The following is a 25,843-nucleotide window of genomic DNA, read 5'->3' on the forward strand; positions in this document are numbered from 1 at the left end:
AAAAGAAATGTTACCAAGCGTAGATAAACCAGTGATTCAATATATTAATGGGGAAAATAATAGTTTTTAGGTGAATTTCTTTATTTAATAGAATACGACTTATGTAAAATACATGGAGTTTTTGCATGTACAGCTAAATTAGGAGTAATGGTTTCTACTTATAAGTGGCGATGGGAAGAGATGGAGGATTAGAATTTATAATGAAGAAAGTTTTGATGATTTGTCAAAATTATTATCCGGAAATTGGAAGTGCTGCAAACAGGATGAAGAACATACATGTCCGGCTTAAAGAAAGAGGATATGACGTAACGGTTCTGACTTCTGAACCTAGCTATCCAAACCGGAATTTATACAAAAATAAAGAATTTTGGAATGAAGAGATATCTGAAGAAGATGTAATTAGGGTACAAACAAAAACTAGAAAATATACTAGAAATATGCTTAATAGATTGCTACTTTATTTAGAAGTTACCTTTAAATTCATCTTAGCTATTTTAAAGATGAACAAGGAATATGATGTTGTTTTTGTTTCTAGTCCGCCAATTTTTTCTGGTATTGCAGGAATCATTGCAAAGAAGAAGCTTGAGGCTAAGTTGATTTTGGATATTAGAGATTTATGGCCAGAATCTTTGCTTGGTGTAGGTGTGTTTACAAATAAATATATTATCAGAGTAGCAAGTTGGTTAGAAAGGTATTTATATAGAAAAGCAGACAAGATTATCATAAATAGTGAATATTTTGGTGCACACATTACTAGTAATGGTGTGTCAAAAGAAAAGATATCTTTTATGCCGAATTCACTAACGCAAGAAGAAATAGCTTATTCGACAGAAGGTAAGGATAGTAGAAATGAAAAAATTTCAATTGTGTATACAGGTAACATTGGACTGGCACAAGATGTTTTGAAGCTAATTGCAGTGGCGGAAAAATTAAAAGATAGAACTAATATTACATTTAAAATTATCGGATATGGTGTTCATACAAAAGAAGTTAAGAGGCTAATCGCTGAGAAACGATTAATAAATATTGAGCTTCTTTCTGCCAAAACTCGAAAAGAAACATTAAAGGCAGTGGTGTCTGCAGATATCGCTTATGTAAGCCTTGTAAAAAAGGATGTCTTTGAGAAAGTGCTGCCTGGTAAATTAATTGATTATATGGGGATGAAAAAACCTATTATTGGAGATGTTTCAGGCTATGCTGCAAAGGTGATTAAAGAAGCGAATTGTGGGATTATTGCGACCGAAAATAGTATCGATGAGATATGTGATAATATTCTTACTTTGTCGGAGAATGTACAACTGCGCAATGAAATGGGTGGAAATGGATATCGATACACTTTACAACGATGGATTTGGAAAAAAAATATCGATGTTTTGACAGATTTAATGGAGGAAATAGATGAAGAACAGAGTTTGCATGTTTGTGTGGAACCACTTCACAAATGATGCTAGAGTGCTACGTGAGTGTTCAGCCTTAGCTGAAGAAGGGTATGAAGTAGATTTAATTGCAATACATGATCGAAAAAACAAAGATTTACCTAAAAGAGAAATGCGAGAAGAAGGATTTACTGTTATACGTGTGAATAATTCATTTCCATCAGTGATTGGAAAAATATTTGGATTGAGTGCAAAAATAAAGAGAGTCTTAACAAGGAATTATTACATGCTATTTTTATCTCTTATTTTATTTATTGCTTCATTATGGTTTATGCCCCTTCCAACAATGGTGTTAGGAGTTATTTTTACGTTGCTAGTAACGAAAAAAATTCGGACTTTTTTAGTACGAGGCTATATCGCTATGCAAATGGTTATGTGTGGAATGAGAAAGAAGTATGATATATATCATTCAAATGATTTAAATACATTACCACAAGGATTAGTTTGTGCGAAGTTGTTCAGACGGAAGAAGCTTGTATACGATTCACATGAAGTGCAGACGAGTCGTACTGGTTATAACAGTAAAATATATGGCAAAATGGAAAAACTCTATATTAAGTTTATTGATGTAATGATTAATGAAAATCACACAAGAGCAAAGTATACAGAAGATTTATATGGAATTTATCCAGAAGTTGTACATAATTATCCTTTTGTTTCAAGGCCTGAAAATAGTGGAGACGTAGATTTACATCGATTATTAAACATTCCAAAGGAAGAACCAATCTTGTTATATCAAGGTGGTATTCAAACAGGACGTGGTTTAGATAAACTTATTCAAGCAACACCAAATTTTAAACGTGGAGTACTTGTGTTTATTGGGGACGGCCGTATCAAGCCAGAATTAGAAAAGATGGTTCATGATATGCAATTAGAAGATAAAGTCAGGTTCCTTCCAAAAGTTCCAGTTAATGAACTATTACACTATACAAAAAATGCCTACTTAGGGTTTCAAGTGTTAAATAATATTTGTTTCAATCATTACTCAGCTTCCTCTAACAAGCTTTTTGAATATATGATGAGCGGAGTACCGGTGGTGGCGTGTAGTTTCCCTGAAATTCAAGGTGTTGTTGAAAAAGAAAATACGGGCCTATGTGTAGATTCACATAATCCGATTTCAATTGCAGAAGGGGTTAATTACTTATTAGATCATCCAGAAGTACGTGAACAAATGAGTGAAAATTGCTTTAGTGCACGTGAGAAATATAACTGGGAACAAGAAAAAAAACAATTTTTAGATGTATATAAGAAGGTGGCGTTTTAGTGGGAGAAAAAGTAAAGCCAAAGAAAAATGATAATCAGGCACAAATGAGCATAAAAGAACTAGAGTGTAAAAAAAATAAGTTAATGAAAGAAAATCAAGCTCTTTCACATACTGCTAACATATTAAAAAAAGAGCTTATGAAAACAATGAAAGAACGTGAAGAAGAGCTTCAGCAGTTATTATTATTAATGAAAGAAAATGATAAGTTAAAGCGTCAATATAATGCTTTAAGTAAAGCTAAGTTAGGTAAATTCACACTTTTTTATTGGAAGATAAAACGTAAGTTAAAGCGTAAGTTAAAGGGAGAGAGATAGACGTGTTAGATGTACATCAGGTGGAACAAAGGTTGAAAAGCTTAGAAAAAGCAAAGAAGAGATTTAGCACCGTAGATGTTTCCCAAAAGGATTTGAAAGTTCTTCAGGTTGGCTCTATTGAAAAAGCCAATTGGTTTATTAGCAAAGATTATACTAATGTTATTAAAATAAACAAAAATGTTATAGAGTTAGAGCAACCAGTTGATAAATTCATTTATATATCGTATCAAGAGCGTAATAATAGTTATCATGTTAAGCCTAAAAAAACTCTCTTTGAAATTGACTATAAGAAGCCATATCAACTAGAATTTAGCGGTGTTAAATCAGGAAGTGGAGAGGCTCATTTATACTTCATTATGTATAAAGAAAATGGTGCGGCAAGTAGTATTATAGTTCCAGTAGGAGAAATGAAGATATTTACTATTCCAACTGAAGTAGTAAGTGTACGTTTGGCCGTTAAATTTATTGGGGAAGTAAGGATTGAATTCCAAAATATTCTTTTATCGAAGCAAGTCGATACTAATAAGTCTATAAGATTTATAGAAGAAAACAAAGTAGATAACTTTATTAAGTATGTGAATAAGGTCGCTTTAAAAGATCGTAATAAGCATACTGTTAATAAAGAAATGAAAATAGCTACGATTTTGGATGAATTTAGTTCAGAGTGTTTTAAATATGAAGCTAATTTACTACCTTTAACACCAAAGAATTGGAGACAGGTGATTGATGAAGAAAATCCCGCCTTACTTTTAGTAGAATCTGCATGGCAGGGATATAAAGGCACTTGGTATTGTCGTATAACAGAGTTACACAAACGGAGTTATACGGATTTACAAGATTTAGTTTCTTACTGTAAAGAAAGAGGAATACCAACGATTTTCTGGGATAAAGAGGGGAAAGACAATTTTGAATCATTTAAAGAAGCTGCGTCTTACTTCGACTATATTTTCGTAACAGATGAGAATAATATCGATAATTTTAAGACAGTAGTAACTCATACAAATATTTACCCATTATCGTTTGCAGCTCAACCACGTATTCACAATCCTATAAATAAGAACAAACATAAATTAGGAACAATCGCATTTTCAGGTTCTTGGTATGGTGATAAGCATCCAGATCGTATAAAAGATGTAGAAAATATTATTACACCAGCGACAAGGATAGGCTTAGATATATATGATAGATTTTTTGGGATAGATAATAAAAATTTAACAAGTAGAACTTGGCCGGAGCTATTCCAAAATTCTATTGTAGGTAAATTAGACTATAACTTTATGGTAGAGGCCTATAAAAATTATGATATTTTCTTGAATGTGAACTCTATTCAAAATAGTAAGTATATGTTTTCTAGAAGAGTATATGAGGTCTTAGCCAGTAAAACTGTTGTTGTTAGTGGTGATTCTATCGGAGTAAGAGAACAGTTAGGAGATTATGTGCATATTTCAGATTCACCAGCTAGAACAGAACTATTATTAAGAATATTGACTCAGAGCCCATTAAAAATGCAGCGTGAAGCGAAATTAGCGCATCGATTCATTTTACAAAATCATACGTATACGCATCGCATAAATGAAATGCTAGATATAGTGGGTCTTCCATACAAAAAAAGCCACTCGAAGAAAATAAGCGTTGTGTTAGTTACAAATAGACCACAATTTATGGATAATATTTTAGATAATTTAAGTGCTCAAACATATGAGGATCGAGAACATATCATTGTTGTTAATTCTGATGATATTGTTATGGAGAAGTGGGAGAAGAAATTTAGCTCTTTAAAGAATACAAAAATATATAAAGTAGCTTCTGCAAAATCATTGGGTTACTGCTTGAATTATGGTATCAGTAAATCTATTGGAGATGTTATTGCTAAGATGGACGACGATGATTATTATGCACCGAATTATCTGAGAGATATGGTGGCTATTTTTGACTATACGGATGCTTCTATTGTGGGAAAGAGTGTATACTACACTTACTTTGAAGAAAGTAATATATTAGTAAAGCGTCAAATTAAAGGGTCTGGGGAAGACTGTTATACGAGGTTTGTAGCGGGTGCGACTTTAATGTTTAAGAGAGAAGTATATGAAGCTATGGGATCCTTTGAAAATAGAAATACAGGTGAAGATACGAAATTTATTGAGTATGCAATTAAACTAGGCTTTAAAATTTATTCTGATGATAGCTATAACTTCTGTGTAATACGCCGCAAGGAAAAGAATTCTCATACGTGGCAAATAAGTGATGAAGATATGTTAAAACAAGGCACTATTTGTGCTTATACTAATGATTATAAGACATTTGTGACTATCTAGAGATATAAAGGAGCAAGTTTTGATGCTAGATAAATATGTTAAAAAAGAGATAAGATTTGATGAAATAGTTGATTTAGAAGAAATATATGATTTGCCGACTTTATTATGTGTAGAATTAGATGGAACAAGCTATGAATTTTTGTTAAATCTGAAAAAAGAATCCAATAAAGCGATAGTTTTTGGATCAGGTGCTTATGATGCCAAGATAATGAAGCCTCCTGTGTTTCAACGGCATTCTTGGGCAGAAGCATTTAATGAATCTACTATTTTCTATAACGATCCAACATTATACTTAGGAGAATTGAATATTGGATGGGGATATGGAACAGCTAATACTCATTTTTTAAAAAATATAGCGGTTATTTTAGAAAAACTATTTTTAAGAAAGAATATTCTACATGAACATGTTCTATTTTACGGTAGTTCTGCTGGTGGTTTTATGTCACTTATGTTGTCTGGCATGTTAGAAGGATCTACAGCGCTTGTAAATAACCCTCAAGTTATTTTTACAAATTTTTATGAGTCACATGTTACAAAATTATTTTCTTTGATTCACCCAAATGAAGAAGTAAATTTTTATAAAGAAGCAAATAAAGAGAGAATCAGTGTTCTAGATTTCTATAAAAAAATTAATAGAGTACCTAAGATTTATTATTTACAGAATATATCATGCTTACATGATATTCATAACCAAATGCAACCATTTATCATGGGATTATCTAAAATAGCGTCTGATGAAAATTATTCGGAAAAAGTAGAGTTAGTTTTATATTGCGATGAGAAGAAAGGTCATAATCCTTTAGATTATGATGAGACGGTATACTATATTAAAAAATATGTAGGATGTTTAGGGTAATTAAGGAAGTAATGAACGATGGAGGAATTATGATGAAAATTTGTACAATGGGATTAGGATATATTGGGCTACCAACCTCAGCAATGTTTGCGAAGTTTGGTGCGGAAGTAGTAGGCGTTGATATTTTTCCAGAAGTAGTGGACAAGCTAAATAAGGGTGAAATTCATATTGAAGAACCTGGCTTAGGAGAAGTTGTAAAAGAAGTTGTAGAGAAAAGGTATTTCCGTGCTTCTTTAACACCAGAAGAGGCAGATGTATTTATTATTGCTGTACCAACTCCAAACAATGATGATGAACATAAGTCATGTGACTTAACATACGTATTGCAAGCAACGAAATCAGCGTTACCTTATGTTAAGAAAGGGAATGTCTTAATCGTAGAGTCTACTATTGCTCCACGTAGTATGGATGACTATATTAAGCCATTAGTGGAAGAAGCTGGATTTAAAGTAGGGGAAGATATTTATTTAGTTCATTGTCCGGAACGTGTGTTACCAGGACAAATTATGCATGAGCTTATCTATAACAACCGTATTGTTGGTGGTGTAACAAAAGCTTGTGCTGAAGCTGGGTCGAAAGTATATGGCTTATTTGTAAAAGGTGAGATTATTCAAACAGATGCAAAGACAGCAGAAATGTCTAAGTTAATGGAAAATACATTCCGAGATGTTAATATTGCATTGGCAAATGAGCTAACGAAAGTTTGTAACAAGCTTGAAATTAATGTATTAGATGTTATTGAAATGGCAAATAAGCATCCACGTGTAAATATTCACTATCCAGGTCCTGGAGTAGGTGGTCATTGCTTAGCGGTTGACCCATACTTTATTGTGGCTAAATCTCCAGAATTAGCTAATATCATTCAATTATCACGTGATACGAATGTTTCAATGCCAGAGTATGTAGTTAATAATGTAAAAGAGTTAGTGACAAATATTAAAAATCCAACAATTGCTGCATTTGGAGTAACATATAAAGGTAATGTGGATGATATGCGTGAGAGTCCAGCGATGGATGTTATTACATTATTAATCAATCAAGGATTTAATGTGAAGATGCACGATCCACATGTTGAAAGTGACAAATATCAATTTGTTTCTGCAGAAGAAGCAACGAACAATGCAGACTTAGTATTAGTTTTAACAGATCATGATGAATTTAAGAAGATGGATTACGATGCATTGGCAACTAATATGAATACACCTAATTTATTTGATACACGTAAATGTGTAGATATGAATAAATACAACAAGATGAAAGTTATTAATTTTGGTAACTTATACAAAGCTAATAAGGAAACAGTGATGGTATAATGAAGTCATTAAGAATCCTCTTAAATGAACAACTTAAGTATAAATATATGATTAATAGATTAGCTCTGTATGAAATAAAAAGTAAATATGCTGGGAATCTATTAGGTACTTTTTGGATGATACTGAATCCTTTGATTCAAATAGGGATATTTTGGTTAGTTTTTGGCTTGGGTATTAGAGGAGGGGCTCCTGTTAATGGGGTCCCATTCTTTGCATGGTTAATATGTGGGCTTATTCCTTGGTTTTATATGTCTGCGGGAATGACTCAAGGGGCTAATTCAATTTATTCAAAGTTAGGAATGGCTTCTAAAATGAATTTTCCATTAAGTATTATTCCTACGTATGTTATCCTTTCTCAACTATATACACACATGATTTTAGTGGTAATCATGTTTATTGCAGTAATTGTTTATCATGGAATTGCTACCATTAATGTTTTTGCTTTCTTATATTTTATGGGGGCAACTACTATTTTTCTATTTGCATTATCCTATGTTACATCGACATTCTCAGCGATTGTACGGGATGTACAGCAAATTGTGCAGTCAGTAGTCCGGATTTTATTTTATATTACGCCAATATTTTGGGTGCCGATAACAGCTAAGCTACCTTTCTTCTTTCAATTAGTGATTAAGTTAAATCCATTTTATTATCTTGTTCAAGGGTACCGAGAGAGTTTGTTATGGGGGAAGACAGATTTTCTATGGTCATGGTATACGATATATTTTTGGGGAATAGTGCTAATTTTGTTGTTAGTAGGTTCAATAATACATGTAAAATTTAGAAGACAGTTCGTTGATTATTTATAGAAGGTGAAGACAGAATGAAACATATGGTTCAGTTTCAAAATGTAACAAAAAAGTTCAAAATGTATGCGAAGCCCTCGGATAAACTGAAAGATCTTTTTCTTTCGAGCGAGACTGGAGAGTTTCATCATGCATTGAGAGGAATATCTTTTGATGTAGAGAAAAGCGAAATCGTAGGCATTATTGGTTTGAATGGTTCAGGGAAAAGTACACTATCTAATTTAATTGCAGGTGTGACAATGCCATCCTCGGGTGAAGTTAAGATAGAAGGAACGGCAGCATTAATTGCTATTTCATCAGGATTAAATGCTCAATTAACAGGTCTAGAAAATATTGAATTAAAGGGACTAATGCTAGGTTTAACAAAGCAGGAAATAAAAAAAATTACACCGAAAGTAATTGAGTTTGCAGACATCGGAAAATTCATTAACCAACCAGTAAAGACTTATTCGAGTGGGATGAAGTCACGACTAGGGTTTGCTATATCTGTTCATATAGATCCGGATATTCTTGTTATTGATGAAGCATTATCTGTAGGTGATCAAACATTTACAAAGCGTTGCTTAGATAAGATGAATGAATTTAAAGAAAATGGAAAGACAATATTTTTTATTAGTCACTCCTTATCACAGGTGAAAAGTTTTTGTACAAAGGCACTTTGGATTCATTATGGTGAAGTAAGAGGGTATGGTGAAGTTGATGGAATTGTTGATGAATATCAACAATTTTTAAAAGAATATAATGGATTGTCAATAGAAGAACGTAATAAACTTCGTGAAGACAGTATTAATAAACAGTCGTCTCCAATAGAATGTGAAGAAACTTGTATTATAGAGAATAACGATTCACACGCAGTTGAAGATATGCAACATAGACCACGAAAGCATAAGGATAGTACAAGGTTTAAAGAAGCTCGTAAAAAGAAATTACTAGTAAGACTCTTAACAATAGTAGTTGCTAGCCTTGTAGTAGTTGGGAGTGTCGTGGTGTATAAAAGTTTTACATCAATGGATAACAAAGAAGGAGAAGCGAAAGTTACGGAAGAGGCGAGAGCAACAGAAAGTAAAGCTGTCACATCGAATACCGAAACAAAGATGGCGATTGTAACAACAAAAGTTGGTATAGTTCGATCAGATGCTTCTACAGGGAGTAAAGAGATTTCTAGAGTAGAGTTTGGGGACGCTCTGGAAGTAGTAGATAGAAAGAAGAGTTCAGATACTCCTATGTCTTGGTTACAAGTTAAATTACCAAATGGAAAGACTGGATGGATTAGCTCAACTATATTACAAGAGTATATATTGGAAGAACAACAATATCCAAATAAAAATATTAACTCTATGTCAGAGTTTTTACTGACGCTTGGTGTAAGTGAAAAGATAGCAAAGCATTCTCAGTATTTAAATAAGTCGGTAGATATTCTGGAAAAAGACAATAAAGAACCAATTATTAGCCGAAGGAAGCAGGGGGATAGGTCATTTGTAGAGTATAAAAATGTTGAATTTATTGCAGAAAATCAGAATGTTTCTCAGATGAATATCAATAATATCAGCATTCCGATAAAAGAGAGTGCTTCACAACTAGGTGAACCATTCTTTGTAGAGGCCACTGAGGGAATACGTCTATTCTTGACAAATGAATATAGTATTACAGTGTCAACACTGTATAATAAAATTGTAGCTATTTCAATAAAAATTACGAATAATACATTAAACTAGGAGAACGAAAGCTATGTCAAAAAAGAAAAAAATTATTATTTCAATAGTAAGTGTTTTCGTGGTATTACTAGCTGCTGTAGGAGTATTTGCTTACAAAGTGTATAGTGACGTGAAAAATACAGCAGACTCAATTTATGAGCCAATTAAAACAGAAAAAGTTCGTGAGCAGGAAATAGACGTAAAAAAGAAAGAGCCATTTTCAGTGTTATTATTAGGGGTGGATAGTGGTGAGTTTGGAAGAACAGACAGCGGTCGTTCGGATTCAATGACTGTGTTGACGGTTAATCCAGAGGATCAATCAACAAAGATGCTTAGTATCCCACGTGATACACGTACTGAAATTATAGGAAAAGGCTCCCAGGATAAGATTAATCATTCTTATGCATTTGGTGGAGTAGAAATGACTGTTAATACAGTGCAAAATTTTTTACAAATACCAATTGATTACTATGTCCAAGTAGATATGCATAGCTTCAAAGAAATAGTAGATGCAGTTGGGGGAGTAGATGTAAATAATAAGTTAGACTTTGTCCAAGATGGTACTCATTTCGCAAAAGGAGTGGTTCACTTAAATGGTGATGATGCCTTGAAATATACACGTATGAGGAAGAAAGATCCAGAAGGAGATTTTGGACGTCAAGCAAGGCAACGTCAAGTAATTGAAGCTGTTATTAAAAAAGGTGCTTCGGTGTCAACATTAACGAGTTATCAAGGCGTTTTATCGGCGGTTGAAAATAATGTGAAAACTGACTTGGATTTTGGCAAAATGATTTCGATTCAAGCAGATTACAAGAGTGCTGCGAATAAAATGGAAAGCGTGACATTGCAAGGAGAAGGTAAAAAGATAGATGGCATATATTATTTAATTGTTTCAGAACAATCAAAGAAACAAGCATCGGAAGAGCTCAGAAACCATTTAAAGTTGAATAAATAGAAACTGAATATCCAATGTACCTTGACAAGTAGGCAAGCCATTGGATATTTTATTATGAAAATTTATATTTATAGTGAAGCTAAATAAGATTTCCTTACAAAATAGAGAAATATCGTTTTGTCCGCTCTTTGTGAAAGCGAATCCACTTTTAAATAAATGAAAGAGGGGATAAGTAAATTATGAAACAAGTAAGAAAAGCAATTATACCTGCAGCTGGATTGGGAACACGTTTTCTACCGGCAACAAAAGCGATGCCAAAAGAAATGTTACCAATTGTAGATAAACCAACTATTCAATATATTGTAGAAGAAGCAATTGAATCAGGTATTGAAGATATCATTATCGTAACAGGAAAAGGAAAACGAGCAATTGAGGATCATTTTGATCATTCGGTGGAGTTAGAACAAAACTTAGAAGAAAAAGGGAAATTAGACATATTAGAAAAAGTACAAGCATCTTCTAAAATCAATATTCATTATATAAGACAAAAAGAACCAAAAGGATTAGGGCATGCGGTATGGTGTGCACGCAAATTTATTGGTAATGAACCTTTTGCAGTATTATTAGGCGATGACATTGTTCAAGCAGAGACACCTTGCTTACGTCAATTAATGGACGAATATGGTGTAACGAGGTCATCCGTTATTGGTGTACAGATGGTAAATGAAAATGAAACACATCGCTATGGAATTATTGATCCAATAGAACAAAAGGAGCGCCGTTATCAAGTGCGTCAATTTGTAGAGAAACCAGCGCCAGGTACTGCACCATCTAATTTAGCAATTATGGGACGTTATATTTTAACACCAGAGATTTTCATGTTTTTGGAGAATCAAGAAACAGGTGCAGGTGGAGAAATTCAATTAACAGATGCTATACAACGATTAAATGAAGTTCAGCGTGTATTCGCTTATGATTTTGAAGGGATTCGCTACGATGTCGGTGAAAAACTTGGATTTATTCAAACAACGATTGAAATGGCGTTGCAACACAAAGAGTTAAAAGAAGAATTGATGAACTACATGAAAAAATTAGTAGAGACGGAATTATTACAGTCTACTAAGTAAGCAGTAACAAAGAGTATATTAGATTATAGCTTCCCGTAATATTTGATTAAGAGAAGCCCGTTAATTTTTTGGCTCTATAGTATATTATAGAGTTAAAAAATGGCATATAAAATCAAAAAGAGATAACTACACTTATTGATTAGGGTGGTTATCTCTTTTTTTGTTTTAGTTATTATTTTTCAATACTGTAATTTTAAATTGCTCTATGTTATATGATTATTAAAAAATACTTGGTAGTGGATAATAGAAGGCAATATTATGTGTTTTGGAAAAAGAAAAGATGATTATTAATATAAATATTGAGAATTCTTTTTCCCATTTGAAAAGTAGTTTCATTCTATACGGAAGTGGGGGATGTTATATCGGTAAATATGGGGATAGATAAATTATTTCCATAAGTAGTAGATAAAAACACCATCAACAGGAAACTAAGCGCCACACTATTGTTTAGTTGTGATAGATGTAAAGGGAAAGACGACAATACAAAAAAGAGATAAAGTAACCGTATCGGACATACAAAATAGAAAAATAAGTTGGGAGCAAAGAATACCCAATACCTTTTTGTTCGTTTAGAGGATAAATTCATCATATAATGAAAGAAACGATAATTCTTTATTGAATGGAGGGGAAGTCAGTGAAGAAAACTGTGAACGAAATCTACTGGTTACGTTGTATTGCTTGTTTGTCTATTGTTGCTATTCATTCGATTACGTCGGGGCTCGAGTTTTTTGCGAACTATTCTTCTGACGAGACGAAACGTATATTATCTTCTATGCAGATGGGACTGATGTATGCGACGCCTACCTTTATTTTTATTTCTGAGTTTTTGTTTGCGAAGAATTATGCGAGTGGTGTACCAAAAGGCTTTCTGAAGACACGGGTGAAAGCATTGTTAATTCCGTATGTGTCAATGGGAATGGTCTTTGCTTTCGCCTTTAATCGTGATGGGACGTTTGAGAGCTTTCTTATGCAGTTTGCGAACAACATTTTTTTAGGTCAATTTATTGGCTATTTTATCCTCATTATTTTTCAGTTTTATTTTCTTCATATGCTGTTTTATAAGCAATTATCAAGATGGTCACCGAAGAAAGTTCTTCCTCTTGCATTTCTTGTGAATGCCCTCTATTTAGCTGTTTTTAACTTTTATCCAGTACCAGAAGGTCTATTCTACGCGTACATATGGGATCGAGGTCACTGGTTATTATTTGGCGGTTGGATCTTCTATTTTGTACTTGGTTTCTATTGTGGGAAGTATTATGACGAATTTAAGCAGTTATTGCATCGATATTGGTTCGTTGTGTGTGCTTTACCAATCTTCTGCGTAGTGGCAGTAATTATGTTGAGAAATGTAGGCTTACCAGAAGTTATTTCTTCGAAGAGAATTGATGTGATGCTTTATACAACGAGCTTCCTTTTCTTCATTATACTCGTATCATCAAAGATACAGAGAGTCCCAAGTCCCGTCTTATTCATAAGTAAATATTCCTTCAATATTTACTTAATTCATCATTTGATTGTGTGGAAACTAGGTGTCGTTAGTCATGATATTGTCATGCATATGCTGTTTGTGTTTATTTTTAGTTTGTTAGGTTCGATTGTTATCGCTTCTATCTTTAGCAAAATTCCTTATGGACATTATGTAGTAGGGAGAGTATTGAAAGTACCTGAGGAGAGAAAAGGACATACAGGGGTTGCTGTGTGAGTGGAGAAAGGTGGATGTTCAGATTAAGGCTGAATATCCATCTTTTTTTACTCGCACTAGTTTACATAATTAATTGTGTACAATTACCAATTTATAAACGACAAACTTCGACATAAATTGCGGTTATTTAATGTTATGAATAATAAGGGCTATTTTATCTGGAAATAATATCTGAAGGAGGGTAGCAGTAGAAATGGCAAAAGGCAATAAAAAGTCTTGCTGGTTCTCATTTGCAAAGGAGAGTATTGCTCGTTATTTTGCAGAAGAAAGAAGAGAACCATTATTATTTGTTTCAAAAGCAAGGCTACGAAAGAAGTTCAAAACGTATTATGTGGCGATACATACGAAAGGTATCACAATTTTTGAGTGTCGTATGGCGTTCGGGGACAAAGTAGAAATTGTTGAAGAAAAGGAATGGTTTCTATTTAATCGAGTAGTGATTGATTATTATTTCATGAAGAGTATCTTCTTATTTGAAGGAGACGAAGGAATGGAATGGGAACTTACAATGAAGAGAAAAGGGAAAGAGTTACAACAAGCGATTGAACATCATTCCTCGCTAGAGGTTGTTGTTACTAGTTGAGCCTTTTGTAGAGAAGTTGAAGTGTTGCACACATCTGCTCTAGGGAAATACTAGTAGCGATGTTTTTACATTCTATTTGTAGTCATTATCGGTTTCATTCAGCCTTGCCGAGTATTGCCTAAATTTATATATCTAACTCGAAAGAAAATTCTTCATGATGGCTCATGCCTATTAGTTTTAGTGTTATCAATGATGACGTTAGTTGTTGAGGTAGAGGACGAACACTAAGCCTAAGTGGAGAGAAAATTAAGCGAATGTTTCATATGAAAATTGCTCAGAAGTCAAAGTATTATGTACAGTGAACAAGGTTACTCCTCAAAGTTATACCAAGATGGTGATGGTATTGCTTGTGAACGATAGAAAATAATATCTAGATGAATAGCTCTTTTAAGCGAGACGTGTGTAATGACGATGTTATTTACATACGTCTTTTTCGTGTGTAGATAGCTCCTACTGTTTCTCGCTAAATTTAGACAATGTAGTTCACAAAATGAGAAAGCTAATGTATAATGAACTACGTATAATAAAATATCGATCTATCTTCAGGGCAGGGTGTAATTCCCGACCGGCGGTGAGAGGAGCAAGACTTCTTAAGCCCGTGAGCCGAAAGGCTGATTTGGTGTGAATCCAAAGCCGACAGTATAGTCTGGATGGGAGAAGATGGAGGTTCGCGTGTTCAAAAATAAGATTTTTGGACGCTTCTTAATCGTGCCTAATTATTCTCCTCTATTGATAACAATAGAGGTTTTTTTGTGAAGAAATAATTGGCGTAGATGGATGAGCTTGTAACAATTGTATATATACAAGTTTCTTTTTGCGTACAGTATTTCTTTGTGCACGGGTAAGAAGAAAAGCGTGTAAGGACCTTTCTGTTTTCCAAGAGGTGATCGGGAAAAAGGAGAGAGGAAGAAATGGGTAAGAATAGTAAAGTACAAAAGATGGTTATTATTGCGGTGTTAAGCAGTATCGCGTATTTATTGATGATGCTGAATTTTCCACTGCCGGGGTTACCTCCGTTCTTAAAAATTGATTTTAGTGAGGTGCCAGCGTTAATTGCAGCCGTTATTTTTGGACCACTAGCAGGTATAGGTGTCGAGGCAATTAAGAATATTATTTACGTCGGCTTACAAGGGAACTATACAGTTGTTCCGGTCGGTGAAATAGCGAACTTTGTTGCGGGGTGCTTATATATTTTACCTGCATCGTATTTATTCCGTAAGTATCATACGATAAAAGGCTTAACGATTGGTCTTGTCATTGGTACAATTTTGATGACAGGGATTATGAGCGTATTGAATTATTACGTTATTTTCCCAGCGTACACATACTTCTTAAATATGCCAGCTATGTCTAGTGAGGCAGTGAAAGATGTTGTAGTGGTAGGTATTATGCCATTTAACGCAATCAAAGGTATCATTATCGCAATCGTGCTCGTATTATTATTCCAGCGTTTAAAACCGTGGCTTCAGATGAAAATGAAGAACGCGTAATATAAATGAAGAAAAGCTTGTAGTCTTCCAAGTAAAAAAGGCACTGTGGTTTTGTAGACCGCTGTGCCTTTTTGCGTGGGAAAAGAGAGGATGGTTGTTGTGAAGTATTACTTATTCGTCTTTTTAGGAGCATGTAGTTATGGATTATTATCTACCATTACAAAGCTCGCTTATGGGGCTGGTTATACAGTCAATGAAGTAACTGCTAGCCAGATGTTTTTTGGGTGGGTGTTTACTTTTGTTTTAATGCTGATGTTTTCGCGTCATAAAGTCGGGACGAAGCACATTTTTCCGCTCTTGTTTGTTGGTGTATTTTCTTGTTTGACAGGAGTATTGTATTATAGCTCACTACAAACGGTGCCAGCGTCGATTGCAATTGTGCTTTTATTCCAGTTCACGTGGATTGGTGTGATTTTGGAAGCTGTGGTGACACGTACGTTTCCAAGTAAGGAAAAGCTTATATCAATTGCAATCTTACTTGTTGGAACGGTGCTAGCTGGAGGTGTCTTAGAAGGTGCAACGTTTGAATGGACGCTAGCTGGCTTCTTGTTAGGATTAGGTTCAGCGTTGACGTTTGCGTTATTTATTTTCTTCAGTGGACGTGTGGCAACGGAGTTACCTGCATTAAGTAGGAGTTTTGTTGTTGTGACGGGAGCGATGTTGCTTATTTTTATCATCTTCCCACCAGCCTTTTTCACTAATGGTGTATTGTTTGATGGACTATGGAAATACGGGATGTTCTTAGGTTTCTTTGGAATGGTTATTCCGACGATTTTCTTCTCCATCGGTGTACCGAAAATTGGCGGTGGCATGGCGACAATCCTTGGTGCGGCAGAATTACCAGTGGCGGTGTTAATGTCAATGGCACTCCTTCGTGAGCAAGTAAGTGTGTGGCAGTGGGGAGGGATTATCCTTATTTTAATTGGGATTGCTGTTCCTCAAATTCGTTTGATGAGGACAGAAAAAAGGAGGGGATGATGATTCCCTCCTTTTTACGTCATTAGTCTCTTTTCGGAACATATCGGCCTTTTATCCTCTTCAACAATCGATTATGAAGACGTGAAAGAAGTAACAACGCAACAATCGAACCGATGAAGGCAAGTGTCATATCCCACTGTGCATCCCATATATCACCTTGTGCACCTAGGAATCCGTCTGTGTCCGCCTTTCCATTTGTTAACGTATATCCAATCCATTCGATAACTTCATATAATGCTGCAAGTGCTAGAATGATACTTGTACTAATTCCGTTGAGCCAAATGCCTATTGATAAGGCGGTCTTTCGTACTACTATTTCTCTAATTACAATAACGAAAAATCCCTTCATAAAATGCCCAAACCTATCATAGTGATTTCGTTTTAAATCAAACATGTCTTGTATCCATGTAAAGAGAGGGACTTTTGAATATGTATAATGAGCGCCAATTAACATGATGATGCATAGTAATGCAAGAATAACATACGAAAGTGTCGTCAGTCGGAATTTGTTATACGTTGCAAGGACAATGATTACGATGATAATAGCTGGTAAAGCCTCTGCGAACCATAGCCAATACCCATGAGGCTTAATAACAGACCAGATGAAGACACCGATAACACACAAGAGCAAGAAGACATGAAATTTGTTTCGCATGACCTTTCACCTCCGTAGCAAATAATTTTTTAACACTTCAATGATTTTCTGTCTATTGAAAGCAAAGTTCGTCATTAAATGATGTGGTTGTTTTTCTAGAATAAAGGACATTTTATGCATGTAACGGAGAGTGGCGTCTCCTGCGGGAAAAGCGAGGAAAGTGAGACCCCGCAGGCTTGTCGAGGAGGCTTACTCTCGCCCGCGGAAAGCGACACTCGGAGGCTTCTATGGACTCGCTCATCATAAGTAATCTCCTCTCAGTATGTGAAAAAATGTAGTAGTATATGCAACGTAGAAATATGTGTTTTCCCTTTGCATAACAGTCTAAAAGCCGTTATGATAGTATAGTATGTCACAAAGTTGACAGAAAAAGAACGAAATGGTGGTACGATAACATGTTACAAACATTAACAATAAATGAAACGCTGAAGAAGACGCTAGCAGACGTTCAAGCGAAACATGCAGCGAATTTAACAGATGAAGATAAGCACTTAGTAGGGAAGAAAGAATACAAAGCCGAAGATATGAGCATCATCGAAGATGCATTAACGGCGCTTTTATTAGGAAAGAATGTTCTATTAAAAGGACCAACTGGTAGTGGTAAAACAGTTCTTGCCGAAACACTTTCTTACTTATACCAAAAGCCAATGCACAGCATCAACTGCTCAATTGACTTAGATGTAGAAGGTATCCTTGGATATAACACGTTAAAAGGAACAGGTACATCAACAGAAGTAACATTCGTTGACGGCCCATTAATGAAAGCGATGAAGAAAGGTCAATTCTTATATATCGACGAAATTAATATGGCCAAGCCTGAGACGTTACCGTTACTGCACGGTGCACTTGATTATCGTAAAATGATCACAAACCCGTTCACACAAGAAGTTGTCTACGGTCACGAAGATTTCCGTGTTGTTGCGGCAATTAACGAAGGGTACGTTGGAACGAGTGAACTAAATGAAGCATTAAAGAACCGTTTCGTTATTATTGAAGTTCCGTACATCGGCGGAGCAGTATTACAGCAATTATTACTGAAAGATTCTCTGCAAAAGGACGCAGCGATGATCGAAAAATTCGTTCAGTTCTCTAGCGATTTAATTCCATTAGCGAAAGACGGTCGTGTAAGCGAAGAAGCAGCGAGTATTCGTGGTATTCTTGATGCATGTGACTTGAGTGTATATATTCCAGTAATGCGTGCAATTGAGCGTAGTATCATTGCGAAGTTATCAGATGAAGCAGAACAAATGACGGTTCGTGAATTAGCGGAAAGCTACTTTAGTTAAGAGGGATTTCTATGAAACCTATTATGTTTAACAATAAGAAGATCGATGCGTCACTCTTCTTACAAATGGAAAACTTAATGTACGCCTTGTTGAAGCGTGATGGTGCAGCATTAGAATATGCGTTCCAAGCGTATTATGATGAGCGTCAAAATAAAGTGGCGAATAGCCACTTCTGGGATGATCGCAGCCAAGAAGATAAAGTATTAGGCTTAAAGAGTGAAATTTACTTAAAGGCACTTGGAAATGGACATTTCTCTGACATGAAAGTGTATCGTGAATATACGAAGGAGTTACTATTAGAATCTCCGCTTCAACGTTTATTAACGCAAGTATTCGTATTAATAGAAGATTTACGCCTAGAAGAGATTATTAAGAAGAAACGTCCTGGTACGTTATCCATTTTCGCGCGTCGTCGAGAAGTGTATCGTAATCATTTTAGAGGACAATACGAAACGAACCGTATTCGTCACTTCGAGGCAGATATGTTGTTCAGCCTTATTTATATCATGCTTACGAATGATAAATATGAGTCGTTTGATAATGAATATATGGATATAATCGAGCCGATTTTATTCGATGTGTTTGAAGCACGTTCGACGGAAGATGTGATGTACATCGTCGAGAAAATTCGCTATCGTTTAGAAAGTGAATTAAAGGGTGATATGATTAATCATTATTTCGGTATTGCACCTCTTGTGAATGAAAACGAAAAAGTATCTTGTCCAAGTCCTGTTCATGAATTAGATAATGATGATAAGCAAGATGTGGACGAAGAGAAGAAGAACGCAGAAGACGAAACGTTTTCTACATGGCATCGTGAAAATGAAAACAACGATGAAGAGAACTTCCTACAGTTTGAGCTAGAGCACGGTACGAAGACGAGTCTAGATGTACAAACTGCACGTGAAGAAGAGAACGGTGACCAGGCGATGGGCATGGTATACGGTAATTCTCGTAAAAGTAAGCAAAACAATTTTGATAACAATGATGAGAAAGACCGTCGTGCATCACAAGCTGCTGCTGGTCCTGGCGAGAAATACGGGAAATATAACATTGGTGCGGAAATTACGTACAAAGCAGCACGTACGTCAACACCAAGTGAAAAAGCTACTTACAGTACAATTAAGTCATTTGTACATAAAGAAGTAAAAGAGTTACAAAAAGTCATCGAGAAGACGATGGAGAACAAGAAGAATGCGAAGACCGATAAGTATTACGGTCGCCTTCGCAAAAAGTGGTTACGTGTCTTTACCGAGAAACAGCCACGTATGTTCTATAAGAAAGGGCAAGAGTCGAAGGAGTTGGATGTTGCGTTCCATTTACTAGTAGACTGCTCAGGCTCGATGTTTAACAAAATGGATGAAACGAAGAAAAGTGTTGTCTTATTCCATGAAGCACTAAAATCGCTAGGAATCCCACATGCAATTAATGGTTTCTGGGAAGATGCTTCAAGTGCAAAGGAAGAGTATAAACCAAACGTTCTGCATGAAGTTATCACATATGAAACATCACTGAATCATCATGCAGGGGCTGAGATTATGCAGTTAACGGAAGAAGAAGATAACCGTGATGGCTTCATTATTCGTCTTGCTTCAGAAGCCTTAGCGAAGCGCCCAGAGAAGCATAAGTTCCTTCTTTTATTTACAGATGGTGAGCCGTCAGCGTTAGATTACCAGCAAGATGGTATTCTTGACACGCATGAAGCGGTAAAATACGCACGTAAAAAGGGAATGGAAGTGATCGGGATATTCATTGAAGAAGGGGAAGAAAATGAAGAGACGTATAACTTAATGAAGAATATATATGATCATCATTTCCTTGTCGCAAAAGATGCGACAGACCTTCGCTTGAAAATCAAGCCACTTCTGAAAAAGTTATTATTAAAGAGTATCCAATAGAGATGTCCTGCGGGGCATCTTTTTTTCGTGCGAAAGAGAGGAATATTCATGGTGATGGAGAAGTAAGAATACGTATATGTTGAGGTGATAGAATGAAGCGAGTGACAATTCGGCAGTTGATGTTGTTGTTTCCGGTTATTTTTCTCTTTCATGACATCGAAGAGATTATTACTATCGAATATTTTACGTTACCTTTTGGATTTGCGCTATCAAGGAAGGAATTTACCGCTGCGTTTTTATTACTATGGTTAATTGTGCTCGTCGGATGTTTAGTTGCTTTTGTTGGAAAGCGTTTTTTATGGATGAAGCCAACCATTTTCTTTGCGTGGCTTGTAGCGGGTGTGTTTTTGGCGAATGGGATTGGGCATGTCTTGCAGGCGATATATTTCTGGAGTTACGTTCCGGGACTTCTAACAGCAGTATTTCTGTTGCTTCCATTTTGTTTGTTTTCGATAGTTGTCTTGTACAGGAAAGGTGTACTAACAAAGAAGCAAATACCACTTTATCTTCTAGTAGGATTTGTTCTGCAGACGCCATTCGCACTAATTGCATTACTAGTTGGAAAATCGCTTGTTTAAGTCGTTTTATTCGAAGATTTAAAACGTATGTTCTACAATAAGGGAAGAACATACGGAGGTGGTAGTGGTGCGACCAGCATTAACGAAGGAAATACATATAGAAGATTTTCGTGCATATTATTGGTTGAAGGAGGAGTTGCAGTCATTTTGTCGTCAGCATGGGATGAGTGCTTCTGGCTCAAAAGGGGACATTACAGAGCGGATTGATGTATTCCTACGTACGGGAGAAATACAAAAACCGGTACGAAAGAGAGTATCAAAGCCGACTGAGAATGTCGTATTAACGTTACATACTGTTATTACAGAACATCATCGTTGTAGCCAACATGTACGTGCATTTTTCAAAGAAGTAATTGGACCGAAGTTTCATTTTTCTACGTATATTCAAACCTACTTCAAACAAAACGTAGGAAAGACTTATCAAGATGTAGTAAACGCTTGGCATGAAGAGGAGAAGCGAAAGAAAGATCCCATGTATAAGAAAGAAATCTCATCACAGTTTGAATACAATCAGTTCACACGTGACTTTTTCGCCGATCCAGCTAACAATGGGAAGAGTCGCCAAGATGCGATTGATGCCTGGAAGGAAGTAAAGAATAAACGAGGGAGCAGGAGGTATGGATAGATGCGAATTATACACGAGTTGAATAAGGCAGATAAGGATGAGGTTAATAAGAAGTTGTACGAATATAACTTAGCTCATTTTGCCGAAGAGTTTCACGGAAGGTATAAGGAAGTAAATATTTTTGTGAAAGATGAAGAGGACACGGTGCGTGGTGGTATTATCGGAGCACTCTGTTGGAACTGGTTAGAGATTCATATGTTGCATGTAGATGAAGACTTACGAAAACAAGGATATGGGAGTAAGCTACTAGCGGAAGTAGAGAAGGTTGCGAGAGAGAAAGAATGTGACTTTATTAAAGTAGATACACTTAGTTTTCAAGCATTAGACTTCTACAAAAAGTATGGATTTGAGGTATACGGAGCATTAGAAAATGTCGGAAGGGAACATGTACATTATTATTTGAAGAAAGATTTATAAAAAAGAGAGGAGATTTCATTCGAGGATGAAATTCCCTCTCTTTTTATGAATTTATTAATTGTCGTGAATAAAAAATGTGTTTATTTCATTGCCACATAAATTTCGACCTGACAATTAGTTGGGTCGTTATAACGTTCATCATAAAACTCAAAATCATACGTGAAGGCACGAGCGTTTTCCTTCGACCATTGCCATATATATTGCCACGTTTCAAAGACGATTTCTGGTAATACGCCTTTTCGTGATGTAAAGATTGCGTATCGGCCACCTGGAATTGTTTGTGCCACCATGTTAGTTGGTACATCGGACGTTTTGACTACTTCTTTGCCGATTGTCAGCATATACTTTCCTGTTTCATCATTTTCATAATTAGAATAAATGGCGATTGTTGGTGCTTGCTTTAACTGGTTAGGTATCGATAATCCGATGTTATTCGTCATATACGTATTCCACAGAGGTGCTATTTTTGCTTCTTCGGTTAATTCTGTACTGTTTTTTGTTTCGGTGTGAATACCAATTACTTTCATTTCACGTAATGTTACGAATGTCGGTTCGTTCATGTATTAATTCCTCCTTGAATTAAGTGGTTAATTTTTTTTAGCATGGTTACATGTTGTTGCTCGGTTTGCATAAATCCGACGTGTTTATATGTGTGTATGTGTTTCTCAGCTATTGTTAAGGCACCTGTACTATTCTTACTCTCTAAATGTTGTTTAATAGCAAGCGAGAGCTGATAGCTCATCGGTTCTAGCTTTGAAAATGGTTTTGTTATTTCTTCGAAAACGTCTGTTGTTAGCGTTTCTCTTTTATACAAGAAATAGTATAGGAGATACGGTGTATGGAAAGCAATTTTCGTGAATTTATTTTCTTTCGTTAATGGTACCTACATGATCGGTTCTACGTATGTAATTTTGTGTAGTAGGAAAGAAATATCCAATTACTAGTGAGAATAAGGTAGCTTGAATAATGACAGCTAATGGTCTTGTCACCGGAATACTCCTTTGTGTGAAAGTTTTTACTATTATATCATTTTTTTGGACGTATATGGATGTTTGTGAAGGGACTGTAATCCATTTGTAACTAATTTCTAAAATTTGTATGTTGAAAAGGGATTGTCGAATTTTATGTCGAAATAGGTGTATATATAAATTTGGTTCATCACCGTAAGTCATACATATGTCATCCTGTCTTTTGGTTATGAACCATAAATTCGAAAAGGGAGGAAGGAAATGATTCACTTACAAAACATTTCTAAAGGATACAATAAAACTTCTAAGGCTGTTGATAATCTGTCGTTAACCGTACATAAGGGAGAAATATTTGGTTTCTTAGGTCCTAACGGTGCCGGGAAATCTACGACAATTAAGATGATTACTGGAATTCACTCTATTGATGAAGGGAGTATCACCATTAATGGTATTGACTTGAAAACAGATCCAATTGCTGCAAAGAAACAATTTGGATATGTTTCAGATAGCCCGGATGTTTTCTTACGCTTAAAGGGGATTGAATATTTAAATTTCATGGCGGATATGTATGATGTATCACAGGAAGTAAGAAAAGAACGCATTACAAGCCTTGCGGAGCGTTTTGGCTTAGAAAATGTGTTACAAGACCCAATTCAAAGTTATTCACATGGGATGAGGCAGAAAATTGTTATTATCGGTGTACTCGTTCATGATCCAGACGTATGGATTCTTGATGAGCCGTTAACAGGACTTGATCCGAAGTCAGCGTTTACGTTAAAAGAAATGATGAAAGAGCATACAGCGAAAGGGAAGACGGTATTTTTCTCAACACACGTATTAGAAGTAGCAGAGAAGCTGTGCGACCGAGTAGGGATTATTAATAAAGGAGTATTGCAATTTTGTGGTCGTCTAGATCAAATGAGAGATCACTTTAAGTCGCATGAGTCACTTGAGAAGATGTTCTTGGAGATGACAAGCAATGAATAGGACGTGGATGCTGACGAAATTATTGTTGAAGAATAATGCACAAAGTATGGCAGGAGGGAAGATTAGTAAGCAACTAGGAATCTTTCTTTATATTCTGATCCTCTTCATTAGTTCACTCTTTTTCTTCAATATAACTGGTGGGTTGTATGATACGCTGAAGCCAATTGGCCAAGAAGGATTTGTTCTTGGAATGGCTCTTGCGTCGGCAAGTATTATTATTATGATGTTTAGTATTAGTTACATGCTTAGTGTCTTTTATTTTGCACAAGATACAGAGTTGTTGTTGCCACTTCCGTTGACCTCTTCGCAAATTTTAACAGCGAAGTTTGTAACGGTGTTAATTGGACAATATGCGATTCTTTTCTTATGGTTAACACCTATTCTAGTAACATACGGTGTAATGAGTAGCGCGTCCATTTTGTATTATGTATATGGGGTACTAGTTTTCTTGGCGTTACCGATTATTCCGATGCTTGTGATGAGTATTGTGCTTATGATTATTATGCGATTTACGAGTATCTCGAAAAGTAAAGATCGTAGTCGTATTATTGGCGGTATCATTGGGGTTTTATTTGCGATTGGAATTAACGTAGTCATTCGTATGCAAAGTAGTGCTAGTACGTCAATCGATGCTATTCAACAGATGGCGCAAGAAGGGAATAATTCGTTCGTTGGCCTTGTCATTAATCTGTTCCCAAGCTCGTATTTTGGTGCGGTAAGTATGTTAGAAAGTACGACATTAAAAGGACTTCTTTTCCTATGTATATTCTTTGTACTATCATTTGTTAGTTTCCTATTGTTTGTGTTTGTTGGGGATAAACTATATTTCAAAGGTATTATGAGCGCTTCTGGTTCGAAGAAGAGCGGGAAAGCCATTACTAGTGAATCGATGGAAAAATTCACGGCAAAGACGAATCACTTACCATCTTACATGCAGAAGGAAATCCGTATGTTGTTCCGTACGCCAACGTTCCTTTTACACTGCATCATTACGCCACTATTAACACCGGCTATCTTTTTCGTTGTGTTTTTCTTTAACGATGGAAGTTTCGGTAATATAGGGAATCTTTTTTCGGGAGATACTGATTTAACATTCCTTTTACCAGTTTCATTTGGTGTGTTGATGTTCATGGGAACATTTAATATGGCAGGTATTACGATTATTTCTCGAGAAGGGGATAATTGGTATGTGAATAAGTTCCTTCCTGTACCAATTAAGACGATATTTTATGGAAAGGTACTAGCGGCCTGGGTCATTGCGTTCGGACAATTTCTTGTTGTTGCGGCAGTGTTAATTGCTGTATTAAAGCCACCTCTTATCTTAATTATGTTATGTCTCGTTCTTTCTTTCATTGGAGTGTGGATACATAACTTAGTTGGTGCATTAGTCGATCTGCATCACCCAATGGTGGACTGGGAGACAGAGCAACAATTGTTCAAGAATAGATGGATTACGTTACTACACTTCTTTATTTCTGTTCTGTTGTTCGGTGTTACTGTAGGAGTAAGTTTATCTGTTAACTTATCTATATGGGCGCTATTTGGTATGATGGTAGGAATTTTGATCCTTGCTGTAGTTGTCTTAAAGGTATATGTAGACAAAAAAGTGGAAGCTGCATGGGAGAAAATATAAAAAGGAGCATAGCTATTTTATTG

Annotated in this window: 25 protein-coding genes and 1 riboswitch; of the genes, 22 read left to right on the forward strand and 3 right to left on the reverse strand. The window is 35.5% G+C overall.

Going from position 1 to position 25,843, the window contains the following annotated elements; translation table 11 throughout:
- Positions 1-200 precede the first annotated feature (200 nt).
- From IEV41_RS01140 to IEV41_RS01210, 15 genes are all read left to right on the forward strand, one after another.
- Positions 201-1,445, forward strand: coding sequence for a glycosyltransferase family 4 protein (locus IEV41_RS01140; RefSeq protein WP_188386626.1), 1,245 nt, complete (start codon positions 201-203; stop codon positions 1,443-1,445).
- Positions 1,399-2,700 carry a glycosyltransferase gene (locus IEV41_RS01145; protein ID WP_229722108.1) on the forward strand — a complete coding sequence of 434 codons (1,302 nt, stop codon included), beginning with the start codon at positions 1,399-1,401 and terminating at the stop codon, positions 2,698-2,700. The genes IEV41_RS01140 and IEV41_RS01145 overlap by 47 nt, the downstream gene beginning before the upstream one ends.
- Positions 2,700-3,014: a hypothetical protein gene (locus IEV41_RS01150; RefSeq protein WP_188386627.1), complete on the forward strand. Its 315-nt coding sequence runs from the start codon at positions 2,700-2,702 to the stop codon at positions 3,012-3,014. The genes IEV41_RS01145 and IEV41_RS01150 overlap by 1 nt, the downstream gene beginning before the upstream one ends.
- A 2-nt stretch (positions 3,015-3,016) precedes the next feature.
- Positions 3,017-5,329, forward strand: a complete 2,313-nt coding sequence (locus tag IEV41_RS01155; protein WP_188386628.1) for a glycosyltransferase family protein — start codon at positions 3,017-3,019, stop codon at positions 5,327-5,329.
- Between the two features lie 22 nt (positions 5,330-5,351).
- The gene (locus IEV41_RS01160) at positions 5,352-6,185 is read left to right on the forward strand and encodes a glycosyl transferase family 2 (protein WP_229722109.1); all 834 of its coding nucleotides are present in this window, start codon (positions 5,352-5,354) and stop codon (positions 6,183-6,185) included.
- Positions 6,186-6,217: 32 nt separating this feature from the next.
- A complete protein-coding gene (locus IEV41_RS01165) occupies positions 6,218-7,498 on the forward strand; it encodes a nucleotide sugar dehydrogenase (RefSeq protein WP_188388632.1) in 1,281 nt (426 codons plus the stop codon).
- On the forward strand, positions 7,498-8,307 hold the full coding sequence (locus tag IEV41_RS01170; RefSeq protein WP_188386629.1) for an ABC transporter permease: 810 nt from the start codon (positions 7,498-7,500) through the stop codon (positions 8,305-8,307). The genes IEV41_RS01165 and IEV41_RS01170 overlap by 1 nt, the downstream gene beginning before the upstream one ends.
- 14 nt (positions 8,308-8,321) lie before the next feature.
- Positions 8,322-10,019 (forward strand): teichoic acids export ABC transporter ATP-binding subunit TagH, encoded by a 1,698-nt coding sequence (gene tagH, locus IEV41_RS01175; protein WP_188386630.1) that lies wholly within the window; start codon positions 8,322-8,324, stop codon positions 10,017-10,019.
- Between the two features lie 13 nt (positions 10,020-10,032).
- Positions 10,033-10,953 carry an LCP family glycopolymer transferase gene (locus tag IEV41_RS01180; protein WP_188386631.1) on the forward strand — a complete coding sequence of 307 codons (921 nt, stop codon included), beginning with the start codon at positions 10,033-10,035 and terminating at the stop codon, positions 10,951-10,953.
- Positions 10,954-11,132: 179 nt separating this feature from the next.
- A complete protein-coding gene (galU, locus tag IEV41_RS01185) occupies positions 11,133-12,020 on the forward strand; it encodes a UTP--glucose-1-phosphate uridylyltransferase GalU (protein WP_188386632.1) in 888 nt (295 codons plus the stop codon).
- A gap of 634 nt (positions 12,021-12,654) precedes the next feature.
- Entirely contained in the window at positions 12,655-13,722 is a 1,068-nt protein-coding gene (locus IEV41_RS01190; protein WP_188386633.1) for an acyltransferase family protein, read from the forward strand.
- 193 nt (positions 13,723-13,915) lie between these two features.
- The gene (locus IEV41_RS01195) at positions 13,916-14,305 is read left to right on the forward strand and encodes a hypothetical protein (RefSeq protein WP_188386634.1); all 390 of its coding nucleotides are present in this window, start codon (positions 13,916-13,918) and stop codon (positions 14,303-14,305) included.
- Between the two features lie 291 nt (positions 14,306-14,596).
- On the forward strand, positions 14,597-14,665 hold the full coding sequence (locus IEV41_RS20300) for an excalibur calcium-binding domain-containing protein (RefSeq protein ID WP_373284193.1): 69 nt from the start codon (positions 14,597-14,599) through the stop codon (positions 14,663-14,665).
- Between the two features lie 174 nt (positions 14,666-14,839).
- Positions 14,840-14,971: riboswitch (FMN riboswitch) on the forward strand.
- A 245-nt stretch (positions 14,972-15,216) separates the two neighbouring features.
- Complete coding sequence (locus tag IEV41_RS01205; protein ID WP_188386636.1) at positions 15,217-15,795, forward strand: ECF transporter S component; 579 nt, start codon at positions 15,217-15,219, stop codon at positions 15,793-15,795.
- Between the two features lie 90 nt (positions 15,796-15,885).
- Positions 15,886-16,773, forward strand: coding sequence for an EamA family transporter (locus tag IEV41_RS01210; RefSeq protein ID WP_188386637.1), 888 nt, complete (start codon positions 15,886-15,888; stop codon positions 16,771-16,773).
- Positions 16,774-16,795: 22 nt separating this feature from the next.
- Here the strand turns inward: IEV41_RS01210 and IEV41_RS01215 are convergent, their stop codons facing one another.
- Positions 16,796-17,428, reverse strand: coding sequence for a DUF2238 domain-containing protein (locus tag IEV41_RS01215; RefSeq protein WP_188386638.1), 633 nt, complete (start codon positions 17,426-17,428; stop codon positions 16,796-16,798).
- 395 nt (positions 17,429-17,823) lie between these two features.
- On the opposite strand from IEV41_RS01215, the gene IEV41_RS01220 reads away from it, so the two are divergent.
- From IEV41_RS01220 to IEV41_RS01240, 5 genes are all read left to right on the forward strand, one after another.
- The gene (locus IEV41_RS01220; RefSeq protein ID WP_188386639.1) at positions 17,824-18,714 is read left to right on the forward strand and encodes an AAA family ATPase; all 891 of its coding nucleotides are present in this window, start codon (positions 17,824-17,826) and stop codon (positions 18,712-18,714) included.
- An 11-nt stretch (positions 18,715-18,725) separates the two neighbouring features.
- Positions 18,726-20,612, forward strand: coding sequence for a vWA domain-containing protein (locus IEV41_RS01225; protein ID WP_188386640.1), 1,887 nt, complete (start codon positions 18,726-18,728; stop codon positions 20,610-20,612).
- A 92-nt stretch (positions 20,613-20,704) separates the two neighbouring features.
- Positions 20,705-21,190, forward strand: a complete 486-nt coding sequence (locus tag IEV41_RS01230; RefSeq protein WP_188386641.1) for an HXXEE domain-containing protein — start codon at positions 20,705-20,707, stop codon at positions 21,188-21,190.
- A 67-nt stretch (positions 21,191-21,257) separates the two neighbouring features.
- Positions 21,258-21,815, forward strand: coding sequence for a DUF6434 domain-containing protein (locus IEV41_RS01235; RefSeq protein ID WP_188386642.1), 558 nt, complete (start codon positions 21,258-21,260; stop codon positions 21,813-21,815).
- Positions 21,816-22,232, forward strand: coding sequence for a GNAT family N-acetyltransferase (locus tag IEV41_RS01240; protein WP_188386643.1), 417 nt, complete (start codon positions 21,816-21,818; stop codon positions 22,230-22,232). It begins immediately after the preceding gene.
- Between the two features lie 80 nt (positions 22,233-22,312).
- Here the strand turns inward: IEV41_RS01240 and IEV41_RS01245 are convergent, their stop codons facing one another.
- Together IEV41_RS01245 and IEV41_RS20115 are read right to left on the reverse strand one after the other, a co-directional pair.
- Positions 22,313-22,792 (reverse strand): GyrI-like domain-containing protein, encoded by a 480-nt coding sequence (locus IEV41_RS01245; RefSeq protein ID WP_188386644.1) that lies wholly within the window; start codon positions 22,790-22,792, stop codon positions 22,313-22,315.
- Positions 22,793-23,092: 300 nt separating this feature from the next.
- A complete protein-coding gene (locus IEV41_RS20115) occupies positions 23,093-23,221 on the reverse strand; it encodes a hypothetical protein (protein WP_268235121.1) in 129 nt (42 codons plus the stop codon).
- A 240-nt stretch (positions 23,222-23,461) separates the two neighbouring features.
- Between IEV41_RS20115 and IEV41_RS01250 the strand changes: the two genes are divergently transcribed.
- Positions 23,462-24,187: an ABC transporter ATP-binding protein gene (locus IEV41_RS01250; RefSeq protein ID WP_188386645.1), complete on the forward strand. Its 726-nt coding sequence runs from the start codon at positions 23,462-23,464 to the stop codon at positions 24,185-24,187.
- Positions 24,180-25,820, forward strand: a complete 1,641-nt coding sequence (locus IEV41_RS01255) for a putative ABC transporter permease subunit (protein ID WP_188386646.1) — start codon at positions 24,180-24,182, stop codon at positions 25,818-25,820. The genes IEV41_RS01250 and IEV41_RS01255 overlap by 8 nt, the downstream gene beginning before the upstream one ends.
- Positions 25,821-25,843: the final 23 nt, after the last annotated feature.

This window comes from Priestia taiwanensis (assembly GCF_014638355.1).
Classification (GTDB): domain Bacteria; phylum Bacillota; class Bacilli; order Bacillales; family Bacillaceae_G; genus Priestia_D; species Priestia_D taiwanensis.